The organism is Patulibacter defluvii, assembly GCF_034096925.1.
Classification (GTDB): Bacteria; Actinomycetota; Thermoleophilia; order Solirubrobacterales; family Solirubrobacteraceae; genus Patulibacter; species Patulibacter defluvii.
On the sequence record NZ_JAWZSQ010000025.1, the window covers coordinates 1 to 26,881 of the forward strand.

General features: G+C 74.6%; 26 protein-coding genes and 2 tRNA genes. 13 read left to right on the forward strand and 15 right to left on the reverse strand.

Annotated elements, in window-relative coordinates; translation table 11 throughout:
• Positions 1-354, reverse strand: a 354-nt coding sequence (locus tag SH587_RS20565) for a collagen-like triple helix repeat-containing protein (protein ID WP_375341795.1), incomplete at its 3' end; no start/stop codon positions are given.
• A gap of 100 nt (positions 355-454) precedes the next feature.
• Positions 455-527 (reverse strand) — tRNA-Lys (locus SH587_RS20570).
• A gap of 54 nt (positions 528-581) precedes the next feature.
• Between SH587_RS20570 and SH587_RS20575 the strand changes: the two genes are divergently transcribed.
• From SH587_RS20575 to SH587_RS20595, 5 genes are all read left to right on the forward strand, one after another.
• A complete protein-coding gene (locus SH587_RS20575; protein ID WP_320672528.1) occupies positions 582-851 on the forward strand; it encodes a hypothetical protein in 270 nt (89 codons plus the stop codon).
• Between the two features lie 29 nt (positions 852-880).
• Complete coding sequence (locus SH587_RS20580) at positions 881-1,144, forward strand: hypothetical protein (RefSeq protein ID WP_320672529.1); 264 nt, start codon at positions 881-883, stop codon at positions 1,142-1,144.
• Positions 1,145-1,195: 51 nt separating this feature from the next.
• A tRNA-Glu gene (locus SH587_RS20585) sits at positions 1,196-1,267 on the forward strand.
• Positions 1,268-1,536: 269 nt separating this feature from the next.
• Positions 1,537-2,097 (forward strand): RNA polymerase sigma factor, encoded by a 561-nt coding sequence (locus SH587_RS20590; RefSeq protein ID WP_320672530.1) that lies wholly within the window; start codon positions 1,537-1,539, stop codon positions 2,095-2,097.
• Complete coding sequence (locus tag SH587_RS20595) at positions 2,094-2,984, forward strand: hypothetical protein (RefSeq protein ID WP_320672531.1); 891 nt, start codon at positions 2,094-2,096, stop codon at positions 2,982-2,984. The genes SH587_RS20590 and SH587_RS20595 overlap by 4 nt, the downstream gene beginning before the upstream one ends.
• Here the strand turns inward: SH587_RS20595 and SH587_RS20600 are convergent.
• On the reverse strand, positions 2,953-3,705 hold the full coding sequence (locus SH587_RS20600; protein ID WP_320672532.1) for a hypothetical protein: 753 nt from the start codon (positions 3,703-3,705) through the stop codon (positions 2,953-2,955). The two genes, SH587_RS20595 and SH587_RS20600, sit on opposite strands and share 32 nt — an antisense overlap.
• Positions 3,706-3,708: 3 nt before the next feature.
• Here SH587_RS20600 and SH587_RS20605 point away from each other — a divergent pair, with 3 nt between their 5' ends.
• Positions 3,709-4,341, forward strand: a complete 633-nt coding sequence (locus SH587_RS20605) for a hypothetical protein (protein ID WP_320672533.1) — start codon at positions 3,709-3,711, stop codon at positions 4,339-4,341.
• Here the strand turns inward: SH587_RS20605 and SH587_RS20610 are convergent.
• Positions 4,236-4,916 (reverse strand): hypothetical protein, encoded by a 681-nt coding sequence (locus SH587_RS20610; RefSeq protein WP_320672534.1) that lies wholly within the window; start codon positions 4,914-4,916, stop codon positions 4,236-4,238. The two genes, SH587_RS20605 and SH587_RS20610, sit on opposite strands and share 106 nt — an antisense overlap.
• A gap of 472 nt (positions 4,917-5,388) precedes the next feature.
• Here SH587_RS20610 and SH587_RS20615 point away from each other — a divergent pair, with 472 nt between their 5' ends.
• On the forward strand, positions 5,389-6,324 hold the full coding sequence (locus SH587_RS20615) for a hypothetical protein (RefSeq protein WP_320672535.1): 936 nt from the start codon (positions 5,389-5,391) through the stop codon (positions 6,322-6,324).
• Between the two features lie 19 nt (positions 6,325-6,343).
• Here SH587_RS20615 and SH587_RS20620 read toward each other — a convergent pair whose 3' ends face one another.
• Positions 6,344-7,870 carry a BNR-4 repeat-containing protein gene (locus tag SH587_RS20620; RefSeq protein ID WP_320672536.1) on the reverse strand — a complete coding sequence of 509 codons (1,527 nt, stop codon included), beginning with the start codon at positions 7,868-7,870 and terminating at the stop codon, positions 6,344-6,346.
• Between the two features lie 85 nt (positions 7,871-7,955).
• Between SH587_RS20620 and SH587_RS20625 the strand changes: the two genes are divergently transcribed.
• Positions 7,956-9,686: a pyruvate dehydrogenase gene (locus SH587_RS20625; RefSeq protein WP_320672537.1), complete on the forward strand. Its 1,731-nt coding sequence runs from the start codon at positions 7,956-7,958 to the stop codon at positions 9,684-9,686.
• Between the two features lie 3 nt (positions 9,687-9,689).
• Here SH587_RS20625 and SH587_RS20630 read toward each other — a convergent pair whose 3' ends face one another.
• The 6 genes from SH587_RS20630 to SH587_RS20655 all read right to left on the reverse strand — a co-directional run bounded on the left by SH587_RS20630 (position 9,690) and on the right by SH587_RS20655 (position 16,763).
• Positions 9,690-10,724: an SDR family NAD(P)-dependent oxidoreductase gene (locus SH587_RS20630; RefSeq protein ID WP_320672538.1), complete on the reverse strand. Its 1,035-nt coding sequence runs from the start codon at positions 10,722-10,724 to the stop codon at positions 9,690-9,692.
• 48 nt (positions 10,725-10,772) lie between these two features.
• On the reverse strand, positions 10,773-12,446 hold the full coding sequence (locus SH587_RS20635) for an acyl-CoA synthetase (protein ID WP_320672539.1): 1,674 nt from the start codon (positions 12,444-12,446) through the stop codon (positions 10,773-10,775).
• Positions 12,447-12,503: 57 nt separating this feature from the next.
• A complete protein-coding gene (locus tag SH587_RS20640) occupies positions 12,504-13,262 on the reverse strand; it encodes an SDR family oxidoreductase (protein ID WP_320672540.1) in 759 nt (252 codons plus the stop codon).
• 20 nt (positions 13,263-13,282) lie between these two features.
• Positions 13,283-14,938, reverse strand: a complete 1,656-nt coding sequence (locus SH587_RS20645) for an ABC-F family ATP-binding cassette domain-containing protein (protein WP_320672541.1) — start codon at positions 14,936-14,938, stop codon at positions 13,283-13,285.
• A gap of 224 nt (positions 14,939-15,162) precedes the next feature.
• Positions 15,163-16,059, reverse strand: a complete 897-nt coding sequence (locus tag SH587_RS20650) for an enoyl-CoA hydratase/isomerase family protein (protein WP_320672542.1) — start codon at positions 16,057-16,059, stop codon at positions 15,163-15,165.
• Complete coding sequence (locus tag SH587_RS20655; protein WP_320672543.1) at positions 16,056-16,763, reverse strand: TetR/AcrR family transcriptional regulator; 708 nt, start codon at positions 16,761-16,763, stop codon at positions 16,056-16,058. Before SH587_RS20655 ends, SH587_RS20650 begins: the two co-directional genes overlap by 4 nt.
• 80 nt (positions 16,764-16,843) lie before the next feature.
• Between SH587_RS20655 and SH587_RS20660 the strand changes: the two genes are divergently transcribed.
• Positions 16,844-18,172, forward strand: coding sequence for an adenosylhomocysteinase (locus tag SH587_RS20660; protein WP_320672544.1), 1,329 nt, complete (start codon positions 16,844-16,846; stop codon positions 18,170-18,172).
• Between the two features lie 6 nt (positions 18,173-18,178).
• Here the strand turns inward: SH587_RS20660 and SH587_RS20665 are convergent, their stop codons facing one another.
• A complete protein-coding gene (locus SH587_RS20665; protein ID WP_320672545.1) occupies positions 18,179-19,609 on the reverse strand; it encodes an arylsulfotransferase family protein in 1,431 nt (476 codons plus the stop codon).
• 187 nt (positions 19,610-19,796) lie between these two features.
• Entirely contained in the window at positions 19,797-20,480 is a 684-nt protein-coding gene (locus SH587_RS20670) for a hypothetical protein (protein ID WP_320672546.1), read from the reverse strand.
• A gap of 89 nt (positions 20,481-20,569) precedes the next feature.
• On the opposite strand from SH587_RS20670, the gene SH587_RS20675 reads away from it, so the two are divergent.
• Positions 20,570-21,379 (forward strand): dienelactone hydrolase family protein, encoded by an 810-nt coding sequence (locus SH587_RS20675; protein ID WP_320672547.1) that lies wholly within the window; start codon positions 20,570-20,572, stop codon positions 21,377-21,379.
• On the opposite strand, the gene SH587_RS20680 is transcribed toward SH587_RS20675, so the two are convergent.
• Positions 21,376-21,765 carry a hypothetical protein gene (locus SH587_RS20680; protein ID WP_320672548.1) on the reverse strand — a complete coding sequence of 130 codons (390 nt, stop codon included), beginning with the start codon at positions 21,763-21,765 and terminating at the stop codon, positions 21,376-21,378. The genes SH587_RS20675 and SH587_RS20680 overlap by 4 nt on opposite strands.
• A 106-nt stretch (positions 21,766-21,871) precedes the next feature.
• Between SH587_RS20680 and SH587_RS20685 the strand changes: the two genes are divergently transcribed.
• From SH587_RS20685 to SH587_RS20695, 3 genes are all read left to right on the forward strand, one after another.
• Entirely contained in the window at positions 21,872-22,255 is a 384-nt protein-coding gene (locus SH587_RS20685) for a MerR family transcriptional regulator (protein WP_320672549.1), read from the forward strand.
• On the forward strand, positions 22,252-23,709 hold the full coding sequence (ahcY, locus tag SH587_RS20690; protein ID WP_320672550.1) for an adenosylhomocysteinase: 1,458 nt from the start codon (positions 22,252-22,254) through the stop codon (positions 23,707-23,709). The genes SH587_RS20685 and ahcY overlap by 4 nt, the downstream gene beginning before the upstream one ends.
• A gap of 238 nt (positions 23,710-23,947) precedes the next feature.
• Entirely contained in the window at positions 23,948-25,183 is a 1,236-nt protein-coding gene (locus SH587_RS20695; RefSeq protein ID WP_320672551.1) for a hypothetical protein, read from the forward strand.
• 3 nt (positions 25,184-25,186) lie between these two features.
• Here the strand turns inward: SH587_RS20695 and SH587_RS20700 are convergent, their stop codons facing one another.
• Complete coding sequence (locus SH587_RS20700; protein WP_320672552.1) at positions 25,187-26,869, reverse strand: FAD-binding dehydrogenase; 1,683 nt, start codon at positions 26,867-26,869, stop codon at positions 25,187-25,189.
• Between the last annotated feature and the right edge of the window lie 12 nt (positions 26,870-26,881).

Genomic DNA, 26,881 nt, shown 5'->3' on the forward strand with positions numbered 1-26,881 from the left:
GGCCTCGCCGGTCGGGCCGGGGCGGCCGTCGGCGCCGGGCGCGCCGTCGCTGCCGCGGGCACCGGCCGGACCGGTCGCCCCGGTGCGGCCGGTGGCGCCGGCCCGTCCGCGGGCGCCGTCGTCGCCGGGACGGCCCTCGGCGTTGAACGAGATCTTCTGCTCGCCGGCGTCGCAGCGGCCGCGGGCGGTGGTCAGGTTGAGGGTCTTGTAGCGCGGGGTGACGCACGCGTAGTACGTCTTGCCGGCCGCTGGGCGGGCCGCGCTCGTGACCGCGTAGGACGTGCCGCCGAGGGCGACGAACAGCGCCAGCAGCGCGATCGAATGACGCCGCACGAGCGTCGTCAGCAGGGACATGCGGGGGTTCCTTCCGTGGGGGACCGCGCGACGATAGGGCCGGCGGCGAGCGTCGACGGCGTCCACTGGACGGGTAGGCCGACGCGGTCGCGGAGGGAGGTGGGCCGCCTGGGACTCGAACCCAGAACCACGAGCTTAAAAGGCTCTTGCTCTACCGATTGAGCTAGCGGCCCGTGGCGGAGGGTATCCCGGAGGACGCCCGCGCGGCGATGTGGGAGGCTCGCACCATGAGCGACCCGGGGGACTACGACCACGAGCGGCGGCTGCTGCGGCGTCGGCGTCTGGAGCAGGCCCCGCTCGACGAGGCCGGCGAGGGCGAGTCGGAGGGCTTCGAGCTGGCCGAGCGCGACCTGATCGAGCACGCCAGCCACGGCGACAGCCACAACACGCTGCCGATCATCCGCGACGGCCGCGACGAGGCCGAGCGCGACGTCGCCCGCGACAGCTACGGCGAGGCGGACCAGGAGCGCCCCTGCGACCTCGGTCCGGGGGACTGAACCGGGGCGCGGGCGGGTAGCGGGGGGGCATGAGCACTCCCGACGATCACGAGCAGCGGCTGCAGGAGCGCCGGCGCCAGGAGCAGGCCCCGCTCGAGGAGGCGGGCGAGGGCGAGTCCGAGGGCTTCGAGCTGGCCGAGCGCGACCTGATCGAGCACGCCAGCCACGGGGACGGCCACAACACCCAGCCGATCATCCGCGACGCCCGCGACGAGGCCGAGCCCGACCCGGCCGCCGACGGCTACGGCGACGCCGACGAGGCAACCCCGGACGACCTCGGGCCCGAGCCCTGAGCGTCGGCGCCGGTCGTCCCGGACCCCGGGCGTTCTACACTCGGAAGACCCGCCCCCATGGTGTAGCGGTTAGCACGTCAGCCTTTCACGCTGGTAGCAGGGGTTCGATTCCCCTTGGGGGTACTGCGGCGCCCGATTGCCCTCGGGCTTCGCACTCTGTAGCGTCTCCGGGACCGTCGCTCGCGGCGGCTGAGGGAGACGTGCGTGTCGAGAGCAACCACCTGAGCGACCGGCGACGGTCGTACGCCGGGCACGGCAGGGTCCCCCGGTCCCGAGAGGCCTCGGGTCCGTGCCATCGGCGGTCACCGGGAGCCGCGCCGGGCTTCGGGGTATCGTCTCGTCTCCGACGCCGCAGGTCGAGCGACTGCGGCGGCGGCCGGAGTGAGCCGAGGATGACGTCGACGCCAGACCACGCGCGTGCGGCCGCGTTCGAACGGATCTTCGCGCTCCACTACGCCGAGGTCGTCGCCTACGGCCACCGGCGGGCATCAGCCGACCTCGCCGAGGACATGGCGGAGGAGACCTTCCTCGCCGCCTGGCGCGAGCTGGAGGAGCTGCCGGAGGACGCCCTGCCCTGGCTGCTGGCCGTCGCCGGCCGGACCCTCGCCTCCTACGAGGCGGCGAGCGAGCGGCGCGAGGCCCTGCTCGACCGCCTGGCCGTCGTGCCGCTCTCCAGCGACGAGGAGCGGTTCCGGATCTCGACCAGCCTCCGGAGCGAACTGGAGCTGCTCTCGCCCGCCGAGCTGGAGGCGCTGCTGCTGGTCGCCTGGGAGGACCTGAGCCCGGCCCGCGCCGCGGCCGCGGCCGGCTGCAGCCGCGGGGCCTTCCGCGTCCGCCTGCACCGGGCGCGCCGCCGCGTCGGCGCCGCGCTCGAGGCCTCCTGGCGCCGCACCGGCCAGGTCACCGGCGAGCACCCGGTCGTCCCGCCGGCGGTCGATCGGGGGGCCCGGTGAGCGACGGACGGTCCTGGGCGGTCGCCGTCCGCAATCCGGTCAAGGACCCGGACGCGATCGTCGATCCCGACGTCCGTGCCCAGACCCTGCGGACGATCACGGCCTCGCCCTACCCTGCCTACCGCGCCCGCCGCAGCGCCTGGTCGCCGGCGACCTTCATGGTCGCCCTCGCCGCCCTCGTCGTCGCCGGCTCGGTGCTCTTCGCCGTCACCCGCCAGGGCACGATCGGCGGCCTGCCCGGCGCGGCGACCGCGCTGGCGAACGTGATCGAGTCGAGGGACACCGTCCTGCACGTCGTGACACGGGAACCCGATGACGTCCCCAACGCCGCCGAGGGCGGGTCGCGGATCACCGCGACCGAGCAGTGGATGACGATCGACAGCAGGACCACCGGCGTCTCGCGCGTGCTGACGCGCTACGCGAACGGGTCGTTCGAGGACATGCGGACCGTCCTGCAGCGCAAGCGGTACCGGATCTCGGTCTATCGATCGAAGGACAACACGCTGACGATCGAGCCCTGGCTGCGGAACGTCACGAAGAAGACGCCCGCCGGCGAGCTCGTGCGGGCACAGGCCGATGCCTTCGTCAACGCGGTTCGCAACGGCACGGCGACGCTCGATGGCGAAACCGACGTCGACGGCGTTCCCGCCTATCGGATCGTGGCCAAGGACCCGGGCAGCGGCCCGAAGGCCTGGTACATCTCGCGCGACGAGCACTCGCCGCGGCTGCTCCGGGTCGAGTCCGGCTGCGGCGGAACGAAGGAGCGGCCGCAGTGCCCGGTCACGACCTTCGAGGTCTACGAGACGATCAACGATCGCAGCGTCCTGAAGCTGCCGGCGCGACCGGGCCAGAAGGTCATCCGCCGGGCGCTCGAGCGCCGGCCCTGAGCGGCCGCAGGACGAACACGCGGACCTCGTCCCGGCGCGTCCGGGGATTCGGCACCGTGGCCATCGCGTAGGTCCGACCGTCGAGCCGCGCCAGGCCGTAGTAGAGCGGCACGCTGAACCGTGAGCTGCGGCGGAGCGGCTGTCCGACCTGCGCCGTCCGTCCGGTCCGCCGGTCGAGCCGCAGGACCACCACCCGGGTCGCCAACGAGCCGGCGTTCGGTCGCTGGTCGAAGCGGATCGCCCACAGCTCGCGGCCGAGCGCGAAGAGCGAGCCCTGCTCGTTCCACCCCGGATCCTCGCCGGCGACCGACGTCGGCCGCCACTCCTGCCCCCGAAGGGCGTGCACCCGCCAGTCGCCGGCACGGCCGGCGAAGCGGTCGACGCCGACATGGATCTCGTCGCCGATCGCCGCGGCGCCGTCGACGCCGAACGCGATCCCGGGCACCCGGGCCCCGCCGGTCGGGTCGAGCACCGGCCCGGTACGACGCCAGCGCCCCTGGAAGAAGCAGCTGACCGTGATCACCGGCGAGCGCGTGCGGTCCGCCGGCAGCGCGTCGTAGGCAACGCAGGCCCGGCCGCGGACGGCGAAGCCGAACGGTCGCTGCGCTCCGCCGGGAACGGTCGGGGCGATCTCGCCCGGAGGATCCGCCACCCACTGCCCGGCCCGCAGCCGAAAGGCGGTGGTGCGCAGCCGGCTCCCGGGAGCCAGGGCGGTGGGCACTCGTTGGACACGCAGGAGCACGACGCCCTGACGGTCGCGGAGCGCGCCGCCGAACGACGTCCGCTCGTCGGTCGTGAAGGCCGGAGGGAGCGCCCGCCAGCGGCCAGCGCGCAGGCAGTGGACACGAACCCGGCCGCGGGAGGCGCCGGCGACACAGCCCTCGGGGCCGCCGAGCAGCTCCATTCGCTGATCGCGGTCGATCAGGAGCGGCTCGCCGGCTCGCCGGAGCGGCTTCCAGCCTGGGCCCTGGCGAGCGGCGACGAGCACCTCGCTGGGCCGGGAACCGGGACGCCGGGCGACGACGGCGACCAACAGCCGGCCACCGGCGATCGCCATTTGCGCGCCGTCGAGGTCGATCTCTCGGCCGTTCGGAAGCGCCGGCAGCGGGACCCACGCCGCCCGAACCGCCGGGCGGTCCGGGTGCGTGGAGCGGGGAGCCGGGGCATCGTCACCGCCGCAGCCGGTCAACAGGGTGGCGCCGCTGGCGCCCGCTATGGCGAGCGCCAACGGAAGCCGGTGGGCCACCGGCGCTACCAGCCGGCGAAGGAGCTGAAACGGTCGTTCGCCGTCCCGCCGTCGTTCATCGTGTTGTTCGACAGATCGTTGTCCGTGACACAGGTGCCGATCGGCCCGTAGTAGGCGCCGGCGCCGTCCTGCAGGTCGTGCCAGCGGGTGTCCCAGGCCTGGTTCGTCGTCCGGAACGACGAGATCTGGTTGCTGTACGTCGAGGAGTAGTTCTGCCAGACGTTGGTGCCGGTCTGGCCCTGGGTCCCGACCGTGCCACCGCCCGAGGTTCCCGTGGCGACCTGCGTGCTCGCCTTGCAGGCGTCGAAGGCCAACAGGCTCACGCCCTTGCTCGCGCTGCCGCCGGCGTCCGCGTCGAAGGCCTGGGCCAGCGCCTCGCGCTCCGGCTGGGTTGCCGGGATCACGCCCCAGCCGGGGGGCAGCTCACCGGCCCGCACCGCTGCTGCCTGCGCGGTGGCGAGCAGCTCATAGGTGCTGAAGCACTCGTTGACCCCCGAATCGTTCGGCGCCGCACCGCAGATGGCGCCGGCGGCCACGATCGCGGCCTGGGTCGAGGGTTGACCGTCGAGGGTGAACAGCTCGTCGGCGTTGGCTGTCGCGGGGACGATTCCGGCGACTAGCGCGGCCGCTCCGGCGAGCAGCAGGCGACGGGCTGAACGGGGTCCTCGGGGGGTGGGAGACGTCACGGTTCCTCCTGATCGTGTAAGAAACGGTTGTGTCCTGGACACGGTAGACGACAACGGGACCTTGGCGGGGAAAAGCTCGCTCGGGCTGTTACGCGCCCGCCGTCCAACATCCGCTGTTACATCGGCCAGGGGGCCGTGCCGATGCGTCCGAAAGCTTGTTTCGCGCTGGGTCCGCGGGCTACGGTCGCACCGCCCCGGGCGACGCACCCACCTCGTCGCCGGAGGCGCTCGAACCCCCCGTCCGGAGAACCAGCACGCCGTGCACCGCAGCGCACTTGGAACCACGCGAGAGCGTCCGCCGCGCCGGCGTGAGACCGTCGAACCACCCCCTGCCGCTCCCGACCGCCAGCGCTTCGACGACGTGTTCGCGTCCGTCGTCGCGCTCGAGGCGGGCGTGCGAGCGGTCAGTGGGCAGCCTTCGACGGATCTGATCCTCGCTCCCACGTTCGCCGCCGCCCAGCGTGTGGCCGGTGTGCGAACGTGGGAGTGGCTCGAAGCCGACCTGCCGACCCTGATCGAGCCGCTGGTCGACGTCCAGACCTACGGCCAGCGGTTCGCGGAGCTGGCGCCCGACCTGGCCCGTCACGCCGCCGGCGGCGCCGGCGCCCGTCCCTGGTGGCAGGTCTCGACCGCGCTCGACGACCTCTGCCGGGTGCTGGCCGCGGCCCGCGAGACGGTCGTCGACTGCGGCGCCGCGATCCAGCGGCTGGCGACCACCAACCGCCGGGCCCGGATCCGCCTGGGCCTCGAGGTCGACGACCTGCGCGACGACCGCCACCGCCCCTCGGTGGTCGACTACGCGGTGATCGCCGCCTCGGCCGCCGCCACCGCCGGCCGCCTCAGCGACGCCAACCTGACGATCGCCAGCGCCGCCCCGGCCGCCATCCGCGAGGGTCGGATCGCCGGCGTCAGCCTCTGTCCGGCCTGGGTCCCGCTCGGCGAGACGAGCCTGGTCGTGAGCGAGAACATCGAGATCGCCCATGGCATCTGCGGGGTCTGCGACAACGCGATGGACGACGCCCGGCGCGGGGTCGAGGAGCACGCCGCCGCGGTCGCCGAGTTGCCCGGCGACGGTCGCGAGCTGAGCGTGCTGGCCGCGGCCCGCGCCCACGTCGACGCGGTCGACCGCCAGATCGCCTTCGCCTCCCGCGTCCTGCGCGCGGTCGACGACACCTGGGCCTCGGAGCAGCGGCGGCTGCTGCGCTGGTTCGACGGTCCCGAGGCGCTCGGCGGCCCCGAGGTCGCCGACCACCTGCGGCGGACCGGCGAGCACTGGGCCTGCCACGCCGTCGACGCGATGGCGCTGGTGCGCGGCTACTCCCGCACCGCCCGCCACGAGCCGACCGACTGGAGCGGCGACCCCGGCCTCCGCTTCGACGACCGCGACTGGTCGCGGCTGCTGCGCTGACCCGCGGGCCGACCCGGATTCAGCGGATCGCGAGCGGCCGCCAGGCCAGCCGCCGCTGCTGGCTCCAGACCGACACCCGGTAGCGGCCGGCGGCCAGCGCGGGCACGCGGCCGACCGCGCGTCCGTCCCGCAATCGCAGCGTCCGCCGGGCGGCGATCCGCAGCGGACCGCCGCTGCCCGTCGCCTCCACCGCCACGAACCGCAGCTCGATCCGGTCGCCGGCAGCGGTCGCTGCGACGGCGATCGCCGTGCCGCTGCGGGCCGGGGACGGGAACGCGATCCGCGCCGTCGGCGTCAGCGGCGGCCGGCCGACCGGGGTCGCCGCCCCGCGCGGCAGCCAGACCAGGCTGGTGCCGAAGGTCTGGTAGCCGGAGTAGCGGCCGCGCATCCACGCCACCCCGCCGGCGAGCGGGAACGGCCGCACGTTGGCGGCCGGCGAGCGACGGGTGATCGGGGCCGCGCTCCAGCCGTCCGGCGTCCGCATCCAGCGGTCGATCTCGTGGACGCCACCGATCGCCCGCGACAGCCAGGCGACCGTCGGATCGCGCGGGTCGAGGGCGATCCCGCCCGAGTAGCGCTGCTCGCGGGCGTCCTCGGTGAAGGCCGGCCCGGCGTGGGCGATCGCCTCCTCGCTCCAGCGGCGGCGGTCCGGATCCCAGCGCGCCCAGCGGTAGACGTGGTCGCGGACGCTCGGGAAGGTGGCGTAGGCCAGCACCGGCCGCCCCTGCCGGTCGACGGCCAGGTCGTGGATCCAGGCCCCGCCGTGGCGCCGCTCGGGCAGCACCACGTCGCCCGCGGTCGAGGCGATCCGGTCGCGGCCGGGGACGCCCAGGCGGCGCCCGTCCTGGCGGTAGAGGACGCCGTCGCGGAGCACCGCGTGGCGGACCCCGCTGCGGCCCTGGCGCGGGTGCTTGAGCGTCCACGCCAGGTGGATCCCGTCGGCGGCCGCGGCGTACTTCACGTAGCGCACGTAGGGCGTCGCGGGGTCGAACAGCCGCCGCGCCGGTCCCCAGTGGTCGCCGTCGTCGGCCGACACCGCGAAGGTCGCGTGCGAGCCCGAGCCCGACCAGAACAGGTAGAGCCGGTCGTCGGACCGGACCGGGTTGGGGTAGGTGTAGCCGGGCCGACCGCCGGGCGGGTTCGGCGGCGCCTGGGTCGCCGGTCCCCAGGCCCCGACGTCGCGGCCGACCGTCGTCCGCTGCTCCAGCGACGCGCCGCGGTGGCCCGACCAGAAGGCGGTCAGCCGTCCGTCGCGGCGGACGTAGAAGGCCGGGTTGTCGTGGTCGTTGCGCTCCAGCCGCTCCTGCAGCACCGCCCGCCGGCCGGTGAGGTCGCCGACCATCACCGAGCCGTCGTCGGCGACCCAGCCGAGCACCGTGGTGCCGCCGTAGTCGATCGCCCGCGGATCGGCGAACCAGCCCCAGGCGCCGACCTCGGCGATCGTGACCGGCTCGTCGGCGGCCGCCGCGCCCGCTCCGGCCGCCAGCAGCAGGACCACGGCGGCGACCGCCCGCGCTCCCCGTCCCCCTGATCGACCGCGTCCCACCCGCGGCACCCTAGACGGCAGGGGGCAGGCACCGCGGCCGGGTAGCGTGGGACCCGTCCCGTCCGCTCCCCCCGGAGGTCTCCCGATGAACGTCGCCGAGCAGTTCGTGCAGGTCCTGCGCCAGGCCGGCGTCGAGCGCGTCTACGGCGTGGTCGGCGACAGCCTCAACCCGATCGTCGACGCGATCCGCCGCGCCGACGGGATCGACTGGGTCCACGTCCACAACGAGGAGGCGGGCGCCTTCGCCGCGGCCGCCGAGGCCCAGCTGACGGGCCGGCTGGCCGTCTGCGCGGGCAGCTGCGGGCCCGGCAACACCCACCTGATCCAGGGTCTCTACGACGCCCAGCGCTCGGGGGCGCCGGTGCTGGCGCTGGCCTCGCACATCCCCTCCGAGCAGATCGGGACCGGCTTCTTCCAGGAGACCCACCCCGAGCGGCTGTTCGTCGACTGCAGCGTCTTCTGCGAGACGATCGGCCGCGCCGAGCAGATGCCGCGGATCCAGCGGGTCGCGATCCAGCGGGCGCTCGGCGACCGCGGCGTCGCCGTGCTGGTGGTGCCGGGCGACGTCGCCGACCTGCCGACCGCCCACCCGACCGGCGAGGGGGCCTTCGTCAGCGAGCGCGCCGCCGCCGCGCCGCCGGCCGCCCAGGTCGAGGCGCTGGCGGCCGCGATCAACGCCGCCGAGACGGTCGCGATCTTCGCCGGCACCGGCGCCCGCGACGCCCGCGACGAGCTGCTCGACCTGGCGGAGACGGTCAAGGCCCCGATCGGCCACACGCTCCGCGGCAAGGAGGCGATCCAGCACGACAACCCGTTCGACGTCGGGATGAGCGGCCTGCTCGGCTACGGCGCCTGCTACGACGCGATGCACGAGGCCGACCTGGTGCTGCTGCTCGGCACCGACTTCCCCTACGACGCCTTCCTGCCCGGCCGCAACACCGCCCAGGTCGACCACGACCTGGCCCGCCTCGGCCGCCGCACGCCGCTCGACGTGGCCGTCCACGGCGACGTCGGGGCGACCCTCCGGGCGCTGCGGCCGCTGGTCCACGCGAAGCCCGACCGGAGCTTCCTCGACGGGATGCTGCGGCGCCACGAGAAGGCGCTGCGAAACGTCGTCGACGCCTACACCGGCGACCTCCGCCAGCGGACCCCGATCCACCCGGAGTACGTCGCCGACGTGCTCGACGAGCTGGCCGCCGAGGACGCGATCTTCACCGTCGACACCGGCATGAACAACGTCTGGGCCGCCCGCTACCTGACGCCGAACGGGCGCCGGCGGGTGCTCGGGTCGTTCCTCCACGGGACGATGGCCAACGCGCTGCCGCACGCGATCGGCGCCCAGTTCGCCGAGCCGGGCCGGCAGGTGGTGTCGATGTCGGGCGACGGCGGGCTGGCGATGCTGCTCGGCGAGCTGCTGACGCTCCGCCGCCACGCGCTGCCGGTCAAGGTCGTCGTGTTCAACAACTCGACGCTGGGGATGGTGAAGCTGGAGATGCTGGTCGAGGGGCTGCCCGACTTCGGGACCGACCACGACCCGATCGACTACGCGATGATCGCCCGCGGCGTCGGGCTCGAGGCGGTCCGGATCGAGCGGCCGGAGGAGTTGCGCGACGGGCTCGCCCGGGCGCTGTCGGCGCCCGGCCCGGTGCTGGTCGACGTCGTCACCGACCCCAACGCGCTCTCGATGCCGCCGCACGTGACCGCGCAGCAGATCCGCGGGTTCGCGACCGCCGCCGGCAGGACGGTGCTCGGCGGCGGCGTCGGCAAGATGCTCGACCTGGCGAAGGCGAACCTCCGCAACGTGCGCGGCGTCTGACCGCTACCAGTGGATGCCGCGCGTCATCCGCGCGAACGTCTCGCCCGCGCGGCCGATCTCGGCGTCGCTGTGCTGCGGGTCCGGCTTGCCCTTGGCGGCCTTCGAGTCGGGGAACAGGTGGTAGCCGCGGTTGCGGACCGCGTCCATCACCTGCGGGTTGAGCGCGTCGGCGAACGCCGCCACCTGCCCGATCGGCGAGCCGAGCCGCCGCGGGCGGTAGACGATCGCGTTGGCCAGCACGTCGGCGGCCTGCTCCGGCGTCAGCGTCGGGAACTTGTCGTAGAGCGTCGTCGGGGCGATCATCGGCGTCCGCACCAGCGGCATGTGGACCGTGGTGAAGCGGACGTTGTCGTCGTGGGCCTCGGCCTGGATCGCGTCGGAGAGCGTGTCGAGCGCCGACTTCGACGCGATGTAGGCGCCGAACCGCGGCACCCGCGTCTGGACTCCGATCGAGCTGACGTTGATCACGTGGCCGGACTTCCGCTCGCGCATCCCCGGCAGCAGCTTCAGGATCAGCCGCAGCGGCGCGAAGTAGTTCAGCTGCATCGTCCGCTCGAAGTCGTGGAAGCGGTCGTAGGAGAGCGCGACCGAGCGGCGGATCGAGCGGCCGGCGTTGTTGACCAGCACGTCGACCCGGCCGTAGGCGGCGATCACGTCGTCGGCCAGCTGGTCGATCGCCTCCAGGTCGCTGAGGTCGGTCGGGTGGACGTGGGCGGTGCCGCCGACCGCCTCGACCGCGGCCTGGGCCTCCTCCAGCTTCTCGCGCCCGCGGGCGACGAGGATCACCGTGCCGCGCGCCGCGCCGATCTTCTCGGCGGTCGCCAGGCCGATCCCCGACGACGCCCCGGTGATCAGGATCACCTTGTCGGCGACCGCGTCCTCGAGCGAGCGTGGGCCGTTGATCACCCGGTCCAGCAGGTGGGTGCCGTAGACGGGGCGGTAGCTGCCGGCGTTGCCCATCGGGGTGTTCGCCAGACGGGTGACGGTGCCGATCGGTCGGCTGACGACCTTGGGAAGCCGGGGAAGGCGCGGGGCCATATGGTTGCTCCTGGGGACGGTTCGAGGTGAAGGGGTTCGCGCTGGCGCTCAGACGTCCTGCTGGCCGTCGTCGTGGGCGGCCAGCTCGCGCTTGAGGACCTTGCCGGTCGGGTTGCGGGGGAGGGCCTCGACGAAGATCACGTCGCGCGGGGTCTTGTAGCGGGCGAGGTTGTCGCGGACGTGCTGCTTGATCTCGTCCTCGCTGATCCCGTCCGGCTCGTGGGGGACGACGAAGGCCCGCAGCCGCTGGCCGAACTTCGCGTCCTCGACCCCGATCACGGCCGCCTCGCGGACCGCGTCGAGCCCGCCGATCAGGTCCTCGACCTCGGCCGGGAAGACGTTCTCCCCGCCCGAGACGATCATGTCGTCGTCGCGGCCGTCGATGAACAGCAGCCCGCGCTCGTCGAAGTGGCCGACGTCGCCGGACGACAGCAGCCCGTCGACGATCTCCTTGTGGCCACCGCCGGTGTAGCCCTCGAAGGCGATCGCGTTGCCGACGAAGACCCGGCCGACGGTCCCGGGCGCGGCCTCGCCACCGGACTCGTCGATCACCTTCACGATCGCGCCGCGCGGCACCCGGCCGACGGTGGCGGGGTCGGCCACCAGGTCCTCCGGGGTGGCGATCGTGGCGAAGGCGACCTCGGTCGAGCCGTAGAGGTTGTAGAGCACCGGGCCGAGGTCCTGGAGCGTCCGCTTGGCCAGCTCCGCGCCCAGCGCCGAGCCGGAGACGAAGACGATCCGCAGCGAGCCGAGGTCGTCGCGTTCGGGGTGGGCGGCGCGCTCGTCGAGCAGCCGCGCGAGCATGATCGGGACCACGATCAGCGCGGTCGTGCCGTGGGCGGCGACGTCGCGCAGCACCTGGTCGGGGTCGAACTTGCGGCGCAGGATCAGGGTCGATCCGAGGCCGACGCCGATCATCCCGTGCAGGAACCCGAGCGCGTGGAAGAGCGGCGCGCAGACGGCGGTCACCTCGCCCGAGCGCAGCGGCACCTTCGAGAGGATCCCGCCGATCGGGGCCAGCGAGTTCGGCTGGTCGCGGGGCGCGCCCTTCGGGGTCCCGGTGGTGCCGCTGGTCAGGATCACGAACGACGACTTGCGCTCGGGCCGCGGCGGCTCGCCGTCGGGGCCGGTCGCGATCAGGTGCTCGAGCGTGTCGGGCGCCGGATCGCCGTCGGGGTCGTCGTCGGTCCAGGCCCGCCAGCGGCCGAGCGGCGGGTCGATCCCCTCCAGGAAGGCCCCGTACTCGTCGTCGTGGACGAGCATCCGGGTGCCCTCGCGCTCCGAGACCTCGCGGATCTGGGGGCCGGCGAAGTCGGTGTTGAGGAAGATCGCCCGCGCCCCCGCCTTGGCGCAGGCGAAGGTCGCGTCGAGGAACCAGCGGTGGTTGCGGCAGAGGATCGCGACCCCGTCGCCGGGCCGCAGGCCGCGCGCGGTCCAGGCGTTGGCCAGCGCGCTGCTGCGGCGGTCGAGCTCGCCGAAGCTGACCGTGCCGCGGTCGTCGATCACCCCGGGCCGGTCGCCGTGGCGGGCGGCCGCGATCCGGATCGACGCCCCCAGCAGCCCCCAGCGCTCGAGCGCCCGCAGCGCGGCGACCGCCTTGTGCGGCGCGACCGGGGCGATCAGCCCGGCCCGCACCAGCGTCAGGGCGAAGTGGGCCTCGTCGTTCGCGCGCCCGGCCAGCTGGGTCGCGCCGGTCAGCAGCGATCGCGGGTTCGGGGCCATGTGCCCAGCCTATGCCGGCGGCGGGCGCCTGTCAGGCGGGTCTCGGGAGGGATCCCGTCACCAGACGCCGCGCAGCAGGCCGCCGTCGACCGGGATCGCCGTCCCGGTCACGTAGGACGCCTGCCGCGAGCAGAGGAAGGCGGCGACCGCGGCCATCTCCTCCGGCCGGCCCAGCCGCCCGGCGGGGACCGCGCTGCGGGCGGCCTCCTCGGCCCGCTCCAGCGACCCGCCCCAGGCCGCCGCGATCCGGCCGGTCGCGATCTGGCCGGTCAGGAGGCTGTTGAGCGTGACGCCGTCGCCGGCGACCTCGCGGGCGAGGGTCTTGAAGGCGCCGAGCGCGGCCGAGCGCTCGGCGTTGGAGAGCATCAGCGCCGGGATCGGCTCGCGGACCGAGCTGGAGACGACGTTCACCACCCGTCCCCAGCCGCGCTCGCGCATCCCCGGCAGCACCCGCCGCAGCAGCGCCATCGGCGAGCGGACCAGGTGCCGGTGGGCGGCCTCCCACTGCTCGTCGTCGAAGGCCAGCGGGTCGGCGTTGGGCGGCGGCCCGCCGGTGTTGACGATCGCGATCTCGACCGGTCCGTGCTCGGCCTCGACCCGGTCGACGAGCGCGTCGGCGCCGGCCACGTCGCCGGTGTCCCAGGCCACGTGGCCGGCCGCGCCCAGCTCGGCCGCGGCGGCCGCGGTCCGCTCGGGATCGCGCGAGCTGACGATCACCCGCGCGCCCTCGGCCACCAGCGCCGCGGCGATCGCGCGCCCGATCCCCGCCGACGCGCCGCCGACGATCGCCACCCTGCCGTCGATCCCCAGGTCCATCGACCCAGTATCGCGGGGTCTCAGAGCGCCACGGTCCGGGTCACCTCCAGGTTGTCGCGCAGCCGCTGGTCGTGGGTGGCGACGACCAGTGCGCCGGGCCAGTCGGCCAGCGCGCCCTCGAGCGCCTCCAGCGAGCGCACGTCGAGGTGGTTGGTCGGCTCGTCGAGCAGCAGGCAGGTGACCCGCAGCCCGGCGAGCACGGCCAGCTCGGCGCGGGTCCGCTCGCCGGGGGAGAGGGTCGCCGCCGGTCGCCCGACCACCTCCGGCCCGAGGCCGAAGACGGCCAGCGCGGTCCGGGCCTCGGTGACCACCGCCGGCGGCGGCGCGCCGGCGTCGGCCGCGCCGCCGGTCCGGGCCCGGTGCAGCAGCTCGGTGACCGCCTCGGCGACCGGACGCGGATCGGCCGCCAGCTGGTCGCGGGCCTGCCCGAGCTCGGCGACGACCGCGGTCGGGCCGCGGCGGACGGCGCCGGCGGCGGGGGCGATCCGGCCGGCGATCGCGCCCAGCAGCGTCGACTTGCCGCTGCCGTTGGCGCCGGTCAGCAGCACCCGGTCGCCGTGGCCGACGGTCAGGTCGAGCGGTCCCAGCGACCAGTCGCCGCGCCGCAGCACCACGCCCTCCAGCGCGACCGTCCACGGCGCCCGCCGCTCCGACGGCGTCAGCTCCAGCCGCAGCGGCGGGTCCTCCCAGGGACGGTCGGGGACGTCGATCCGGTCGGCCCGCTCGGCGACCTTGCGGGCCCGCTGGCGCATCCCGTCGGCCCGCATCCGGACCCACTCGGCGCTGTGCTTGTCGCCGTCGTGCTTGTGGGTCTTGGCCTTGCGGAAGCTGGTCGCGGCCCGCCGCCGGGTCTCGGCGACGGCGTCGTCCAGCCGCGCCTGGGCGGCCAGCGCGTGGTCGCGGTCGGCCAGCGTCCGCAGCCGCTGCTCCTCGCGCCGGCGCTCGTAGGCCGCGTAGCCGCCGCCGTGGTGCTCGGCCGTGCCGCTGCGGGCGTCGAGCACCAGCAGCTCGTCGACCGCCGCCTCGAGCAGCGCCCGGTCGTGGGTCACCAGCACCACGCCGCCGCGGTGCTCGGCCAGGAACCGCCGCAGGACGGTCAGCCCGGCCGCGTCGAGGTGGTTGGTGGGCTCGTCGAGCAGCACCGCGTCGCTGCGGACCGTCCGCAGCGCGGCCAGCCCGACCCGCGCCGCCTGCCCGCCGGAGAGCGAGCGCAGCGGCCGGTCGAGCAGCGCGGCCGGCAGGCCGACCTCGTCGGCCGCGATCGCCAGCCGCGCCTCGGCGTCGTCGCCGCCGAGCGCCAGCCAGCGCTCGAGCGCGTCGGCGTGCGGCTGCAGCGCGTCGAGGTCGCCCGCGCCGAGCCGGGCGGCCAGGCGGTCGACCTCGCGGCTGGCGGCCGCGACGCCGATCCGCTCCAGCACCACCTGGCGGGCGGGGCGGTCGTCGTCGCTGCCGGCCAGCTGCGGCAGGTAGCCGACCGGGCCGTGACGGCGGACGCTGCCGCCGTCGGGCGCCTCGACCCCGGCGACGATCCGCAGCAGGGTCGACTTGCCGGCGCCGTTCGGCCCGACGAGCCCGATCCGGCTGTCGCGGTGGACGGTCAGCGAGACGTCGTGGAGGACGGTGCGCGGGCCGTGGTGACGGGTGATGTGGGACGCGTCGAGGACGGTCGAAGACATGCGGTTCCCTCCGGGGAGCGGGCCGGACGGCGGAGGGGCGACGCAGGTGGTTCGTCCTCCCCGTCGGCCGGTGGGCGACGGACGGACAGCCGCGGCGACCGGGCGGACCGGTCGGCGAGTTCGGGGCGGCTGTCAGCGGGAGGAGCGCATAGGAGGCCCGGCGGGCCGCCCTCGACGGTAGCAGAGGCCCCCGCGGCCGCGCGACCGCGGGAGCCCCTGGCGGGTCAGCCGGCGGCGTAGCGCTCGACGTCCTTCTCGGCGGCCGGGAAGCGGTGGATCGCGTCGGCGAAGTCGCCGTTGACGAAGCACTGCGGCTCGGCGAACTCCTCGGCCACCAGGGCGTGGTCCCAGCTGCTGTCGGCGGCCTGGCGCAGCAGCACCTTGGTCAGCTGCAGCGCCTGCTCCGGCTGGGCGGCGACCAGCCCGACCCAGCGGTCGACCGCGGCGTCGAGCTCGGCGGCGGGGACGACCTCCTGGACCAGGCCCAGGTCGAGCGCCTCGGCGGCGGAGATCGGCTCGCCGGTCAGGTAGCGGGCGAACGCGCCGGCGCGGCCGAGCGCCCGCGTCATCGTCCACGAGGTGCCGACCTCGGGCACCAGGCCGATCCGGCCGAACGCCGGCACCAGCACGGCGCGGTCGGTCGCCACGACCAGGTCGGAGGCGAGCGCGAAGGCGAGGCCGACGCCGGCGGCGGGACCGTCGACGGCGGCGATCACCGGCGCCTCGCTGCGGGCGATCGCGCGCACGACGCCGCCGAACTCGCGCCGGATCCACCGCCAGATGCTGGCGGTGCCGTCGCGGTCGTCGGCGTGGCGCAGCTGGCGGACCGCGGCCTCCATCATCGCCAGGTCACCGCCGGCCGAGAACGCCTGGCCGCCGCCGCGGACGACAATCGCGCGCACCTCGGGGTCGCGGCCGAAGCGCTCCAGCGCCTCGCGCAGCGGGACCACGATCTCGGGGATCAGGGTGTTCAGGCGCTGGCCGTCGCCGAGCACGAGGTCGACGCGGGCGCCGTCGCGGCGGACGTCGACGGCCGAGTCGCGCTGGCCCTGGGCGACGAGGCCCTCGTAGCGCAGGTAGCCGGCGGTGCCGCGGTGACGGTCGCTGCTGGTGGTGGTCATGGTGCGGTCTCCGGGTCGGTGGGAACGGGACGGGCGAGGGCGCGCAGGCCGCCCCAGGCGGCGCTGGCCAGCTGCTCGGCGACGGCGGCGTCGATCCGCGGCGGGGCGGGGGAGGGACGCTCGGCCAGCCGCAGCCGGACCAGCTCGGTGGCGGGCCCGAGCCAGGTGGCCCAGGCCAGGTCGAGCGGCAGGTCGGGGAGGGCGCCGGCGGCGACGTGGCCGTGCCACCAGCCGAGGACGGTGGCGAAGAAGGCGCGGTTGGCGTCGCGGAGGGCGTCGTCGGGCCGATCGCCCCCGCCGCCGCCGTCGACCAGCACCCGCGCGCCCTCGGGCTGGTCGCGGCACCAGGCCAGGTGCAGGTGGACCCCGCCGCGGATCCCCTCCTCGGCCGACGGGCCGTCGTCGAGCAGCCGCAGCAACCGCCACTGGTACTCGCCGAGCAGCTGCAGCCGGACGGCGGCGACCAGCGCCGAGCGCTCGCGGAAGTGGTGGTAGAGCGCGCCGACGCTGACTCCCGCCTCGACCCGGATCGCGTCGAGCGAGGGGCCGTGGGCGCCGTCGCGGGCCAGCAGCCGGACCGCCGCGGCGAGCAGCTTGTCGCGGGCCGGGCGGGCGGGCCCGACGGCGGGCGGCGGCGGGGCGGCGGCGATCGCGGCCGCGCGGGCGGCGGCACGGGCGTCGACGGTCGGCGGATCGGTCGTCACGGCGGGGCCGATGGTGACAGACCGAGGAATCCTCTGTCAACGGTGGACGGTGCACCCGCGCGGCCGTCTAGCCTTGGGCGATGGCCCCGCCCCCCAAGCCCGCCGCGCGTCCGCGCCGGCGGACCGCCCGGCCGCCGCACGATGTCGCCGACCTCTCGCTGGCCGCCGCCGGCGAGGCCCGGATCGACTGGGCGGACGCGCAGATGCCGGTCCTGGCCCAGGTCCGCACTCGCTTCGCGGAGCAACGGCCGCTCGACGGCCTGCGCGTCGCCGCCTGCCTCCACGTCACGGCCGAGACGGGCAACCTGGTGCGGACGCTGCGCGCCGGCGGGGCCGAGGTCTGGCTCTGCGCCGCCAACCCGCTCTCGACCCAGGACGAGGTCGCCGCCGCGTTGGTGGTCGCCGACGGGATCGCCGTCCACGCCCGGCGGCGGGTCGACCGCGCCACCTACGCGGCCCACCAGACGACGGTCGCCGCGGCCGGCGGCGACGGCCCGCACCTGACGATGGACGACGGCGGCGACCTGCTGGCCCTGCTCCACGACGGCGGCCCGGCCGCCGACGGCGAGCGCCCGGCGCTGGCCGCGCACCTGATCGGCGGTACCGAGGAGACGTCGGCCGGCGCCCTGCGGCTGCGGGCGATGGCCGAGCGCGGCGCGCTCTCGGTGCCGGTGCTGGCCGTCCACGAGGCCGACACCCACCGGGTGGTCGAGAACCGCCACGGCACCGGCCAGTCGGCGCTCGACGGGATCCTGCGGGCGACCAACGTGCTGCTCGCCGGCCGCCGGCTGGTGGTCGTCGGCTACGGCTCCTGCGGCCGCGGCGTCGCCGCCCGCGCCCGCGGCATGGGCGCGGCGGTGATCGTCTGCGAGGTCGATCCGGTCAAGGCGCTGGAGGCGAAGCTCGAGGGGTTCGAGGTCGCCCCCGCGCTGGAGGCGGCCGCCCAGGGCGACGTCTTCGTGACCGTCACCGGCAACCGCGACGTCCTCACCCGCGAGCACTTCGAGCGGATGCGCGACGGCGTGGTGCTGGCCAACGCCGGCCACTTCGACGTCGAGATCTCGCTCGGCGACCTGGCCGCCGCGGCCGACGGCCCGCCGGTCGAGGTCCGGCCGCTGGTCGAGCGCTACGTCGTCGGCGGCCGCCGGCTGCACCTGCTGGCCGGCGGCCGGGTCGTCAACCTGGCCGCCGCCGAGGGCTACCCGGCCTCGGTCATGGACCTCTCCTTCACCAACCAGGCGCTGGCCGTCGAGGCGCTGGTCCGCGACCGCGACCGCTTCGCCCCCGGCGTCCACCGCGTGCCGCAGGAGATGGACGCCGAGATGGCGCGGCTGAAGCTGGCCAGCCTCGGGATCGCGATCGACGCGCTGACCCCGGAGCAGGACGCCTACGGCCGCGCCTGGGGCTGAGCCCGGCTACCAGTCCTTGCCGACCCTGACCGTCCGCGAGGTCCCGAGGACCTTGCCGTCGGCCGCGAGCGCCTGGACCTGGACGACGGCGTCGTTGGTCCCGTAGCGCAGCAGGGTCTCGAAGCCGGTCTTCGGCCGCGTCTGGCGCGGCTGCAGCTGGTCGGCCTCGGGGCCGCCGAGCACCTGCCAGCGGGCGACGGCCGTGGCGCCGTTCCAGCTGACCCGGATCGCGGTGCTCTTGCCGCTCTTGCGGGCGACCGCCTTCGGCGGGACCGTCGGCGTCCCGGTCCACTCGAACCGGTAGGCGCGGTAGGAGTCCATCTTCTTGCCGTCGTAGCGGAGGTCGAACAGCACCCGGCCGCTGCGCGCGAACTCGGTCACGAACGGCTGGCTGCCGCCGAAGCCCATCAGCAGGTTGCCGTTGGGCAGCGTCTGGGCGTTGCCCTGGCTGGCCGAGAGCTGCGGCGTCGGCCGATACCACTGGCGGACCAGCCGCGCGGTCTTGGCCTGCTCGTCGACCGCGATCTGGACCCCGCGGGTGCGCGAGCCGCGGGTCGCCTTGGCCGGCGCGTCGGCGTGGTTGTCGAAGAGCGTGATCGTGCCGTCGGCCAGCCGGTGGACGTCGTGGTGGTAGGGGGTCTTCGTGCCCGGGCCCATCCTGAAGCTGGAGCGCTTGCCGCCGAGCTTCCAGATCAGCGCGCCGGTCTTGCGATCGATCTTGTAGACGGCGTGGGTCGCGCGGCCCGAGATCAGCAGGTTGCCGTCGCTGTCGACGTTGACCGAGTTCAGGTGGATGTAGTCGTAGGGCAGCTTGGGGTCGAGCGGCGGGATGTCGTAGGACTCGGCCGGCGCGACCGACTTGTTGGCGTCCCACTCCAGCAGCACCCGGCCGCTGGCGACGTCGATCTCCTGGACGACGTTCTGCATCACCAGGTCGTTCTTGCGCCCGCGCTTGACGCCGCGGGTGTCGCCGCGGACGATCTTGTAGGCGATCACCAGCGCCGTGCCCTCCGGCGTCAGGTTGAACTCGTGGAGGTCCATCTTCTGGCCGTTGCCGGCCTTGACGGACGCGATCTGGCGGTACGAGCTGTCGTAGATCACGCCCTCGCCCTCGCCGTAGCCGCGCTTGACGGTGCCCTGCCACCAGGTCAGGACCGGATGGCCCTTGTAGGTCTGGGCCCGGAAGTCGTAGGCCCCGCCGCCCTTGATCTCCTTGAAGAAGACCAGCCGGCCGGCGTTGTCGACGATCATCGGGCCGGGGTCGTCCTTGCCCGCCTTCGGCGCGGTGAAGACGTAGCCGGGCGCCACGCTCGGCGCGGCGGCGACCTGGACCCGGGTGCCGGTCGGCCGCAGGTCGGGCCGGCTGGCGAAGCGCTGGGTCGCGTCGGCGGCCGCGGGGACGATGGCCAGCACCGCGACCGCGGCGGTCCCGGCCACCGCCGGCGGCAGGGCGCGTCGGCGTGGGCGGGCGGGGGCGGATTCGGGCACGGGGGGCTGCTCTCGGTCGGCCGGCGGGGCGGGACGGGGGGAATGGCGCGTTGGCGCCATCCTCCGCTACAACCGCTCCGCGGCGCGCCGGTTGCGACCCCCCGGGGCCGCTCTTACGCTGCTCTTACGAAACGGCTCAGAGCGCGGTCGCCTCGAGCAGACCGGGCGGGTCGGTGCGGGCCGGGCCGGTCGGGAACGAGAGCCGCAGCAGGCGGCCGGCGGGCTCGGTCGCGACGTGGGCGATCACCGGCGGGACGACGGTCGCCGAGAGCTCGTCGAGCGCCTGGGCGACGTCGACCAGGCTCGGCCGCAGGCGGATCCGGAAGGCCTCGAAGCGGCCGGCGGGGACCTCGATCGTCTCGCGCTTCTCGACCCGCACGTCGAGCGGCCAGTGGACCACCGCGGCCAGCCAGACGCGGGGCACGAAGCGGGCCTTCTCGGCCAGCGGCAGCGTCCGCAGGGCCAGCGCCAGCGCCGGCGCCGGCACCATCGGCCGCGGGTAGCCGGCGATCTCGCCGCCCATCTGCGGCACCTGGACGTCGCGGAACGACGCCTCCTCGGTCAGCACGTGGCGGTCGCGGTCGCGCAGATCGAGCGCCTGCGACTCGGCGATCAGGCCGCCGGCCTTGCGCCGGAAGCGGACGACGGCGCTGCCGGTCAGGCGGCCGAACGCGCGGCCCTCGATCTCCTGCACGAAGGTCCGGTCGTCCTCGGCCCGCAGGGTCAGGGTGCCCTCGCCGACCTCCTCGCCGTCGATCAGGGCGCGGAAGGCGCTCCGCTCGGGGGCCGTCAGCTCGGGGTCGCGCAGGGGCTCGTCCATGGGGCGGCATCATCGCCGATGGGGAGCGGTTCGTGGGCCTTCCTACTGATGAGTAGGAATTCCGGTCGGCGCGCGCTAGCGTTCGCGCGATGGGACTCGAGCGCTACGCCAGGGAGCAGTTCAGCGACGGCGGGGTGACGCACGACGTCTACCGCCGCGGGGAGGGTCCGGCGGTGATCGTCGTCGCCGAGGTGCCGGGGATCACGCCGGCGGTGATCGCCTTCGCCGACCGCGTCGTCGACCTCGGCCTGACCGCCGTCCTGCCGCACCTGTTCGGGGTCCCGGAGGGCGCGGCCCGCAACCCGCTCAACCTCGGGCGGACCTTCGCCCACGTCTGCGTCTCGCGCGAGTTCAACCTCTTCGGGCTGCGCAAGCAGTCGCCGGTCACCGACTGGCTGCGGGCGCTCGGCCGGCGCGAGCACGAGCGCTGCGGCGGGCCGGGGATCGGGATGATCGGGATGTGCCTGACCGGCGGCTTCGGGCTGGCGATGATGGCCGACGACTGGATGCTGGCCCCGGTCCTCAGCCAGCCGTCGCTGCCGGCGCCGGTCGGCCGCGCCCGCAAGCGCGACCTCGGGATCGACGACGCGACCCTCGCCCGGATCAAGCAGCGGGCCGCCGACGGCGCCTGCGTGATGGGGATGCGCTTCACCGGCGACCGGCTCTCGCCCGGGGCCCGCTTCCAGCGGCTGCGCGAGGAGCTGGGCGACGCCTTCATCGCGATCGAGATCGACTCCTCGATCGGCAATCCGCACGGCAACCTGCCGATCGCCCACTCGGTGGTGACCGAGGACCTGAAGGACCGGCCGGGCCACCCGACCCGCCAGGCGCTCGACCAGGTGCTCGACTTCTACCGCGAGCGGCTGCTGGCGCCGGCGCCCGCCGCGACCGGCGCCTAGATCCGCACGCAGCGCGACTGGACGCTGCGCCGCCAGTGGCGACCGTCGCGCGACTGGGCGACGGTCACCACGCCGCGAGCGGTGCGGCGGGCCCGGTAGCGCTTGCTGCAGCGGAGCGTGGCGCCGTTCTGCCGCAGCGCCGCCTCGGTCCGGCAGGTGACCGTCGAGCGGCTGGCGCGGCGGCAGCCGAAGACCCGGCTGTCGAGCGCGGTGCCGGGCGCCCAGGCCAGCTCCTGGTGGAAGCTGCGGGTGATCGTCGCGCGCCCCTTGGCGAGCGAGAGGCTGGCGGCGTCGGCGCTGGCGGGCAGGGCGACGGCGGGCAGGGCGGCGACCACGGCGGCGAGGGCGGCGGTCGCGGTGGGACGGCGGGGGACGGACACGCGCATGGCCCCACCGTAGCCCCGCGGCCGACGCGACGGCTCACCCCTGGCGGTGAGCGGGCGCACCGCTCCCAAACCTTGACACAGTCGTGGTAAGGTTCCGCCGTCCCGCATGGACGCCCTGACGATCAACGAGGCCGCGGAGACCTCGGGCTGGAGCCCGAGGATGCTGCGCTACATCGAGGAGCTGGGGCTCGTGGAGCCCCCGCGCTCCTCGGGCGGCTACCGCTTGTACGGGCCCGGAGAGCTCCAGCGCCTGCGCACCCTGCGCGAGCTGCTGGACCGCTTCGACCTGGGTCTCGGGGACGTCGGGTTCGCCCGCCGGTTGCAGCGCGACGACGCGCTGCGGACGGTGGTCGAGGGGTGGCTCGAGGCCGAGCCCGCGCGTCCGGACCACGTGCCCGCCGACGACTGGCTGGAGTGGGAGCAGGACAAGCACGAGCGACTGCTGGCGGAGGCCGCACGTCGCGACACGACCCTCACGGAGACCCCATGAGCACCGTCCTCCAGCAGAACGACTTCAAGGTCCGGGATCTGTCGCTGGCCGCCGCCGGCCGCAAGCAGATCGAGCTTGCCGAGCACGAGATGCCCGGCCTGATGCAGACCCGCGCCGAGTTCGCCGACGCGCAGCCGCTGAAGGGCGCGCGGATCATCGGCTCGCTGCACATGACCACCCAGACCGCCGTGCTGATCGAGACGCTGACCGCGCTCGGGGCCGAGGTCCGCTGGTGCTCGTGCAACATCTTCTCGACCGACGACCAGGCCGCCGCGGCCGTCGCCGTCGGCCCCGACGGGACGCCGGAGAACCCGCAGGGCGTGCCGGTCTTCGCCTGGAAGGGCGAGACGCTCGAGGAGTACTGGTGGTGCACCGAGCAGGTCGTGGCCGGCTGGGCCGACGACGCGCCGGCGAACATGATCCTCGACGACGGTGGCGACGCCACCATGCTGATCCACAAGGGTCGCGAGTTCGAGCTGGCCGGTGCCGTGCCGGATCCCTCGACCGGTGAGTCGGAGGAGTTCCAGATCTTCCTGACGCTGCTCCAGAACTCGGTCGCCGCGCACCCGGACCGCTACACGAAGATCGCGGCCGAGATCAAGGGCGTCACCGAGGAGACGACCACCGGCGTCCACCGCCTCTACGAGCTGGCCCGCGACGGCAAGCTGCTGTTCCCGGCGATCAACGTCAACGACTCGGTCACCAAGTCGAAGTTCGACAACCTCTACGGCTGCCGCCACTCGCTGATCGACGGCATCAACCGCGGCACCGACGTGATGATCGCCGGCAAGACCGCCGTGGTCTGCGGCTACGGCGACGTCGGCAAGGGCTCGGCCGCCTCGCTGCGCGGCCAGGGCGCGCGCGTGATCGTGACCGAGATCGACCCGATCAACGCGCTCCAGGCCGCGATGGAGGGCTACGAGGTCAAGACCGTCGAGGACGTCGTCGAGTTCGCCGACATCTTCATCACGACGACCGGCAACAAGGACATCCTCACCAAGGACCACCTGGTGCGGATGAAGAACAAGGCGATCGTCGGCAACATCGGCCACTTCGACAACGAGATCGACATCGCTGGCCTGGCGTCGGTCCCGGGGATCGAGAAGGTCGAGGTCAAGCCGCAGGTCCACGAGTGGGTCTTCCCCGACGGCCACTCGATCATCGTCCTCTCCGAGGGCCGCCTGCTGAACCTGGGCAACGCCACCGGCCACCCCTCGTTCGTGATGTCGAACTCCTTCACGAACCAGACCATCGCCCAGATCTCGCTCTTCACCGAGCCGGAGAAGTACGCGGACAAGCAGGTCTACATCCTGCCCAAGCACCTCGACGAGAAGGTCGCCCGCCTGCACCTCGACGCCCTCGGCGTCAAGCTGACCAAGCTCTCGCAGGAGCAGGCCGACTACATCGGCGTGCCGGTCGAGGGGCCGTACAAGCCCGACCACTACCGCTACTGATCTGACTCGCCCTCGTCGCGCCTGGGGGTGTCGCCGCCCCCTCGGCAGTACTGGCGTACAGCTCTCGGGTGCGCTCCTACCCAGGCACGACGATCGCTTCGTCAGATCGGCAGGCCGATAGCGCCTCGTTCGACGGGCGGCCCAGTGGGCCGCCCGTCGGCGTTCTCGGGGCGGCTTGCTCGCGATCCGCGTACGAAATACGCTGGCGCGCACTTCGTCGTCCGCCTGGGTCCTCGCGATGCTCCGTTCCCTCCTCGTCCCGCTGCTCGCCGCCGGGGCGCTCCTGACCACGCCGATCGCGGCGGGGGCGTCCGCTCCCAGCGAGGGCTGGATCTACTACGTCTGCGGCGACGGGCTCGACCTCTGCCGGATCGATCCCGACGGCAGCGGCCAGACGCGGCTGACCACCGACGGTCACGCGATCGGCAACCCCTACGGCGATCCGGCAGTGTCGGCCGACGGACGGCGGCTGTTCTACCGCAGCAAGATCGGCCCGCTGCGCGGCTACGTCCGCGATCTCACGACCGACGCGCCCGCCAGGCTGGTCATCCCGAGCGTCGGCTACGACATGGCGATCTCGCCCGACGGCTCCCGGGTCGCCTTCCAGCCCGACTACGAGACGGCCTGCACCGCCTCCGCCGTCGACGGCGGAGCGCGGCGCTGCGTGGCGACGACCGTCTGGGGCCTCGCGTTCGCGAACGCGACGCACCTGATCGGGACGTTCCGGCCGTACGACCCGTCGCGGACGCCGCTCTCGCCGCCGAACGGCGAACTGGTGGAGTGGCCGGCCGACGGCTCGGCGCCGCCGCGGACGACGATCCGGATGGCGGGCTTCGGCCTCGAGCAGCCCGCGGTCTCGCCCGACGGCCGTCTGATCGCGGTCGCGGTGACGGGCCGGTTCGACGTGGGCCGGATCGCGATCTTCGATCGGGCCAGCGGGCGGTTGCTCCGCTACCTCACCGAGAATCCGTCGACCGACGCGGGGGCGGCGTCCGACGGCGAGCCGTCCTGGTCCCCGGACGGCCGCCGGATCGTCTTCCAGCGCGAGCTCTCGGGCCAGGTCGTGCGGCTGTTCGTGACGGCGGCCGACGGCGCCCCCGGCAGCGAACGGCCGCTGACCGCGGGGATCGAGCCGGTCTGGGGGCCGCGACCCGGGGCCGCGCCGGCGCCCGAGCCCTCCGCCCCGTCCGCGACCCGCCTGCGCGCGACCGCCTCCAAGCTCAGCGTCCGCGTGTCGACGGCGGCCAGCGTCCGCTTCACCGTCGACCGGCGGACGGTGCGCGGCAGCGGCAAGCGGCGGCGGGTCGCCTGGGTGCGGGTCACCCGGCGGACGGTCGCGGCGGACCGCGCCGGGGCCGTCGCGCTGCGGCTCGGCACGCGGCTGAAGCCCGGGCGCTACCGGCTGGCCGTGACGGTCCGCGAGACGGCCGGCAGCCGCTCGCGGACGGTCCGTACCAGCTTCCGGATCCGCTGACCCTCAGGCCACGGCCCGCGCCGCCGCCCGCCCGGCCGCGCGGCCGCTGAAGAGGCAGCCGCCGAGGAACGTCCCCTCCAGCGCGCGGTAGCCGTGGACGCCGCCGCCGCCGAAGCCCGCCACCTCGCCGGCGGCGTAGAGGCCGGGGATCGGCTGGGCAGCCGCCGGATCGGGCCCGGCCGCCAGCACCCGCGCGTCGAGATCGGTGTGGAGGCCGCCGAGGGTCTTGCGGGTGAGGATGTTCAGCTTGACCGCGATCAGCGGGCCGTTGGCCGGGTCGAGGAAGCGGTGGGGGGCGACGACGCGGGTGATCTTGTCCGCCAGGTAGGTGCGGGCGTTGCGGATCGCCGCGATCTGGAGGTCCTTGGTGTAGGTGTTCTCCACCTCGCGGTCGCGGGCGACGATCGTCCGCTCGAGCGCCGCGCGGTCGATCAGTGGCGTCGGGGTCTTCTCGTTCATTCCCCGCACCAGCCCGTCGAGGTCGCCGGCGGTGACGAAGTCGATGCCGTGGTCGACGAACGCCTGGACCGGCCCCGGCGCGCCCTTGGCCAGCCGGCTCTTGAGCACCTCGCGCACGCTCTGGCTGGCGACGTCCGGGTTCTGCTCCGAGCCCGAGAGCGCGAACTCCTTCTCGACGATCTTCTGGGTCAGGACGAACCAGCTGTGCTCGTGGCCGGTCCGCATGATCGTCCCGAGGGTCCCGAGCGTGTCGAAGCCGGGGAAGTTCGGCGGCGGCAGCCGCTTGCCGGTCGCGTCCAGCCACAGCGACGAGGGCCCGGGGATGATCCGGATCCCGTGGTTGGTCCAGATCGAGTTCCAGTTGTGGATGCCCTCGACGTAGTGCCACATCCGGTCGCGGTTGACGACGCCCGCCCCGGCCGCCTCGGAGATCCCGATCATCCGCCCGTCGACGTAGTCCGGCACGCCCTGGACCATGTGCTCCGGCGGCGTGCCCAGCCGCTCCGGCCAGCTCGACCGGACCAGGTCGAAGTTGGCGCCGATCCCGCCCGAGGTGACGATCACCGCCTGCGCCGACAGCTCGAAGCGGCCGACCTCGACCCGCGAGGTCGGCTGGCCGCGCTCGGCCGAGGTCGGCTCCAGGATCGCGCCCCGGACGCCGGTCACCGCGCCGTCGCTGGTCACCAGCTCGTCGACCCGGTGGCGGAAGCGGAAGTCGACCAGGCCGCGGGCGGCCGCCGCCTGGATCTTGGCCACGAACGGCCGCACCACCGCCGGTCCCACGCCCCAGGTCAGGTGGAAGCGGGGCACCGAGTTGCCGTGGCCCTCGGCGGTGCCGTCGCCGCGCTCGGCCCAGCCGACCTGCGGCATCACCTTGATCCCCTGCTCGACCAGCCAGGAGTGCTTCTCGCCGGCCGCCCAGCGGACGTAGGCCTCGGCCCACTGCCGCGGCCAGTGGTCCTCGTCGCGGTCGAAGCCGGCGGTGCCCTGCCAGTCCTGCCAGGCCAGCTCGAAGCTGTCCTTGATCCGCATCCGCCGCTGCTCGGGCGAGTCGACCAGGAAGAGCCCGCCGAGCGACCAGAACGCCTGACCGCCGAGCGACTGCTCCGCTTCCTGGTCGACGAGCAGCACCCGGCGACCGGCGTCGGTCAGCTCGCAGGCGGCGACCAGCCCGGACAGTCCGCCGCCGACGACGATCGCGTCGGCGGTGTTCTCGGTTGCGCTCACGAAGGCTCCTCG

What these genes read in the sequence shown, in the direction of transcription:
- SH587_RS20575 (WP_320672528.1), top strand. Translation starts at nt 582, where the DNA reads ATGAGCGACCCGGGGGACTACGACCACGAGCGGCGGCTGCTGCGGCGT.
- SH587_RS20580 (WP_320672529.1), top strand. Translation starts at nt 881, where the DNA reads ATGAGCACTCCCGACGATCACGAGCAGCGGCTGCAGGAGCGCCGGCGC.
- SH587_RS20590 (WP_320672530.1), top strand. Translation starts at nt 1,537, where the DNA reads ATGACGTCGACGCCAGACCACGCGCGTGCGGCCGCGTTCGAACGGATC.
- SH587_RS20625 (WP_320672537.1), top strand. Translation starts at nt 7,956, where the DNA reads ATGAACGTCGCCGAGCAGTTCGTGCAGGTCCTGCGCCAGGCCGGCGTC.
- SH587_RS20630 (WP_320672538.1), bottom strand. Translation starts at nt 10,724, where the DNA reads ATGGCCCCGCGCCTTCCCCGGCTTCCCAAGGTCGTCAGCCGACCGATC.
- SH587_RS20635 (WP_320672539.1), bottom strand. Translation starts at nt 12,446, where the DNA reads ATGGCCCCGAACCCGCGATCGCTGCTGACCGGCGCGACCCAGCTGGCC.
- SH587_RS20640 (WP_320672540.1), bottom strand. Translation starts at nt 13,262, where the DNA reads ATGGACCTGGGGATCGACGGCAGGGTGGCGATCGTCGGCGGCGCGTCG.
- SH587_RS20645 (WP_320672541.1), bottom strand. Translation starts at nt 14,938, where the DNA reads ATGTCTTCGACCGTCCTCGACGCGTCCCACATCACCCGTCACCACGGC.
- SH587_RS20650 (WP_320672542.1), bottom strand. Translation starts at nt 16,059, where the DNA reads ATGACCACCACCAGCAGCGACCGTCACCGCGGCACCGCCGGCTACCTG.
- SH587_RS20660 (WP_320672544.1), top strand. Translation starts at nt 16,844, where the DNA reads ATGGCCCCGCCCCCCAAGCCCGCCGCGCGTCCGCGCCGGCGGACCGCC.
- SH587_RS20670 (WP_320672546.1), bottom strand. Translation starts at nt 20,480, where the DNA reads ATGGACGAGCCCCTGCGCGACCCCGAGCTGACGGCCCCCGAGCGGAGC.
- SH587_RS20675 (WP_320672547.1), top strand. Translation starts at nt 20,570, where the DNA reads ATGGGACTCGAGCGCTACGCCAGGGAGCAGTTCAGCGACGGCGGGGTG.
- SH587_RS20680 (WP_320672548.1), bottom strand. Translation starts at nt 21,765, where the DNA reads ATGCGCGTGTCCGTCCCCCGCCGTCCCACCGCGACCGCCGCCCTCGCC.
- SH587_RS20685 (WP_320672549.1), top strand. Translation starts at nt 21,872, where the DNA reads ATGGACGCCCTGACGATCAACGAGGCCGCGGAGACCTCGGGCTGGAGC.
- ahcY (WP_320672550.1), top strand. Translation starts at nt 22,252, where the DNA reads ATGAGCACCGTCCTCCAGCAGAACGACTTCAAGGTCCGGGATCTGTCG.
- SH587_RS20695 (WP_320672551.1), top strand. Translation starts at nt 23,948, where the DNA reads ATGCTCCGTTCCCTCCTCGTCCCGCTGCTCGCCGCCGGGGCGCTCCTG.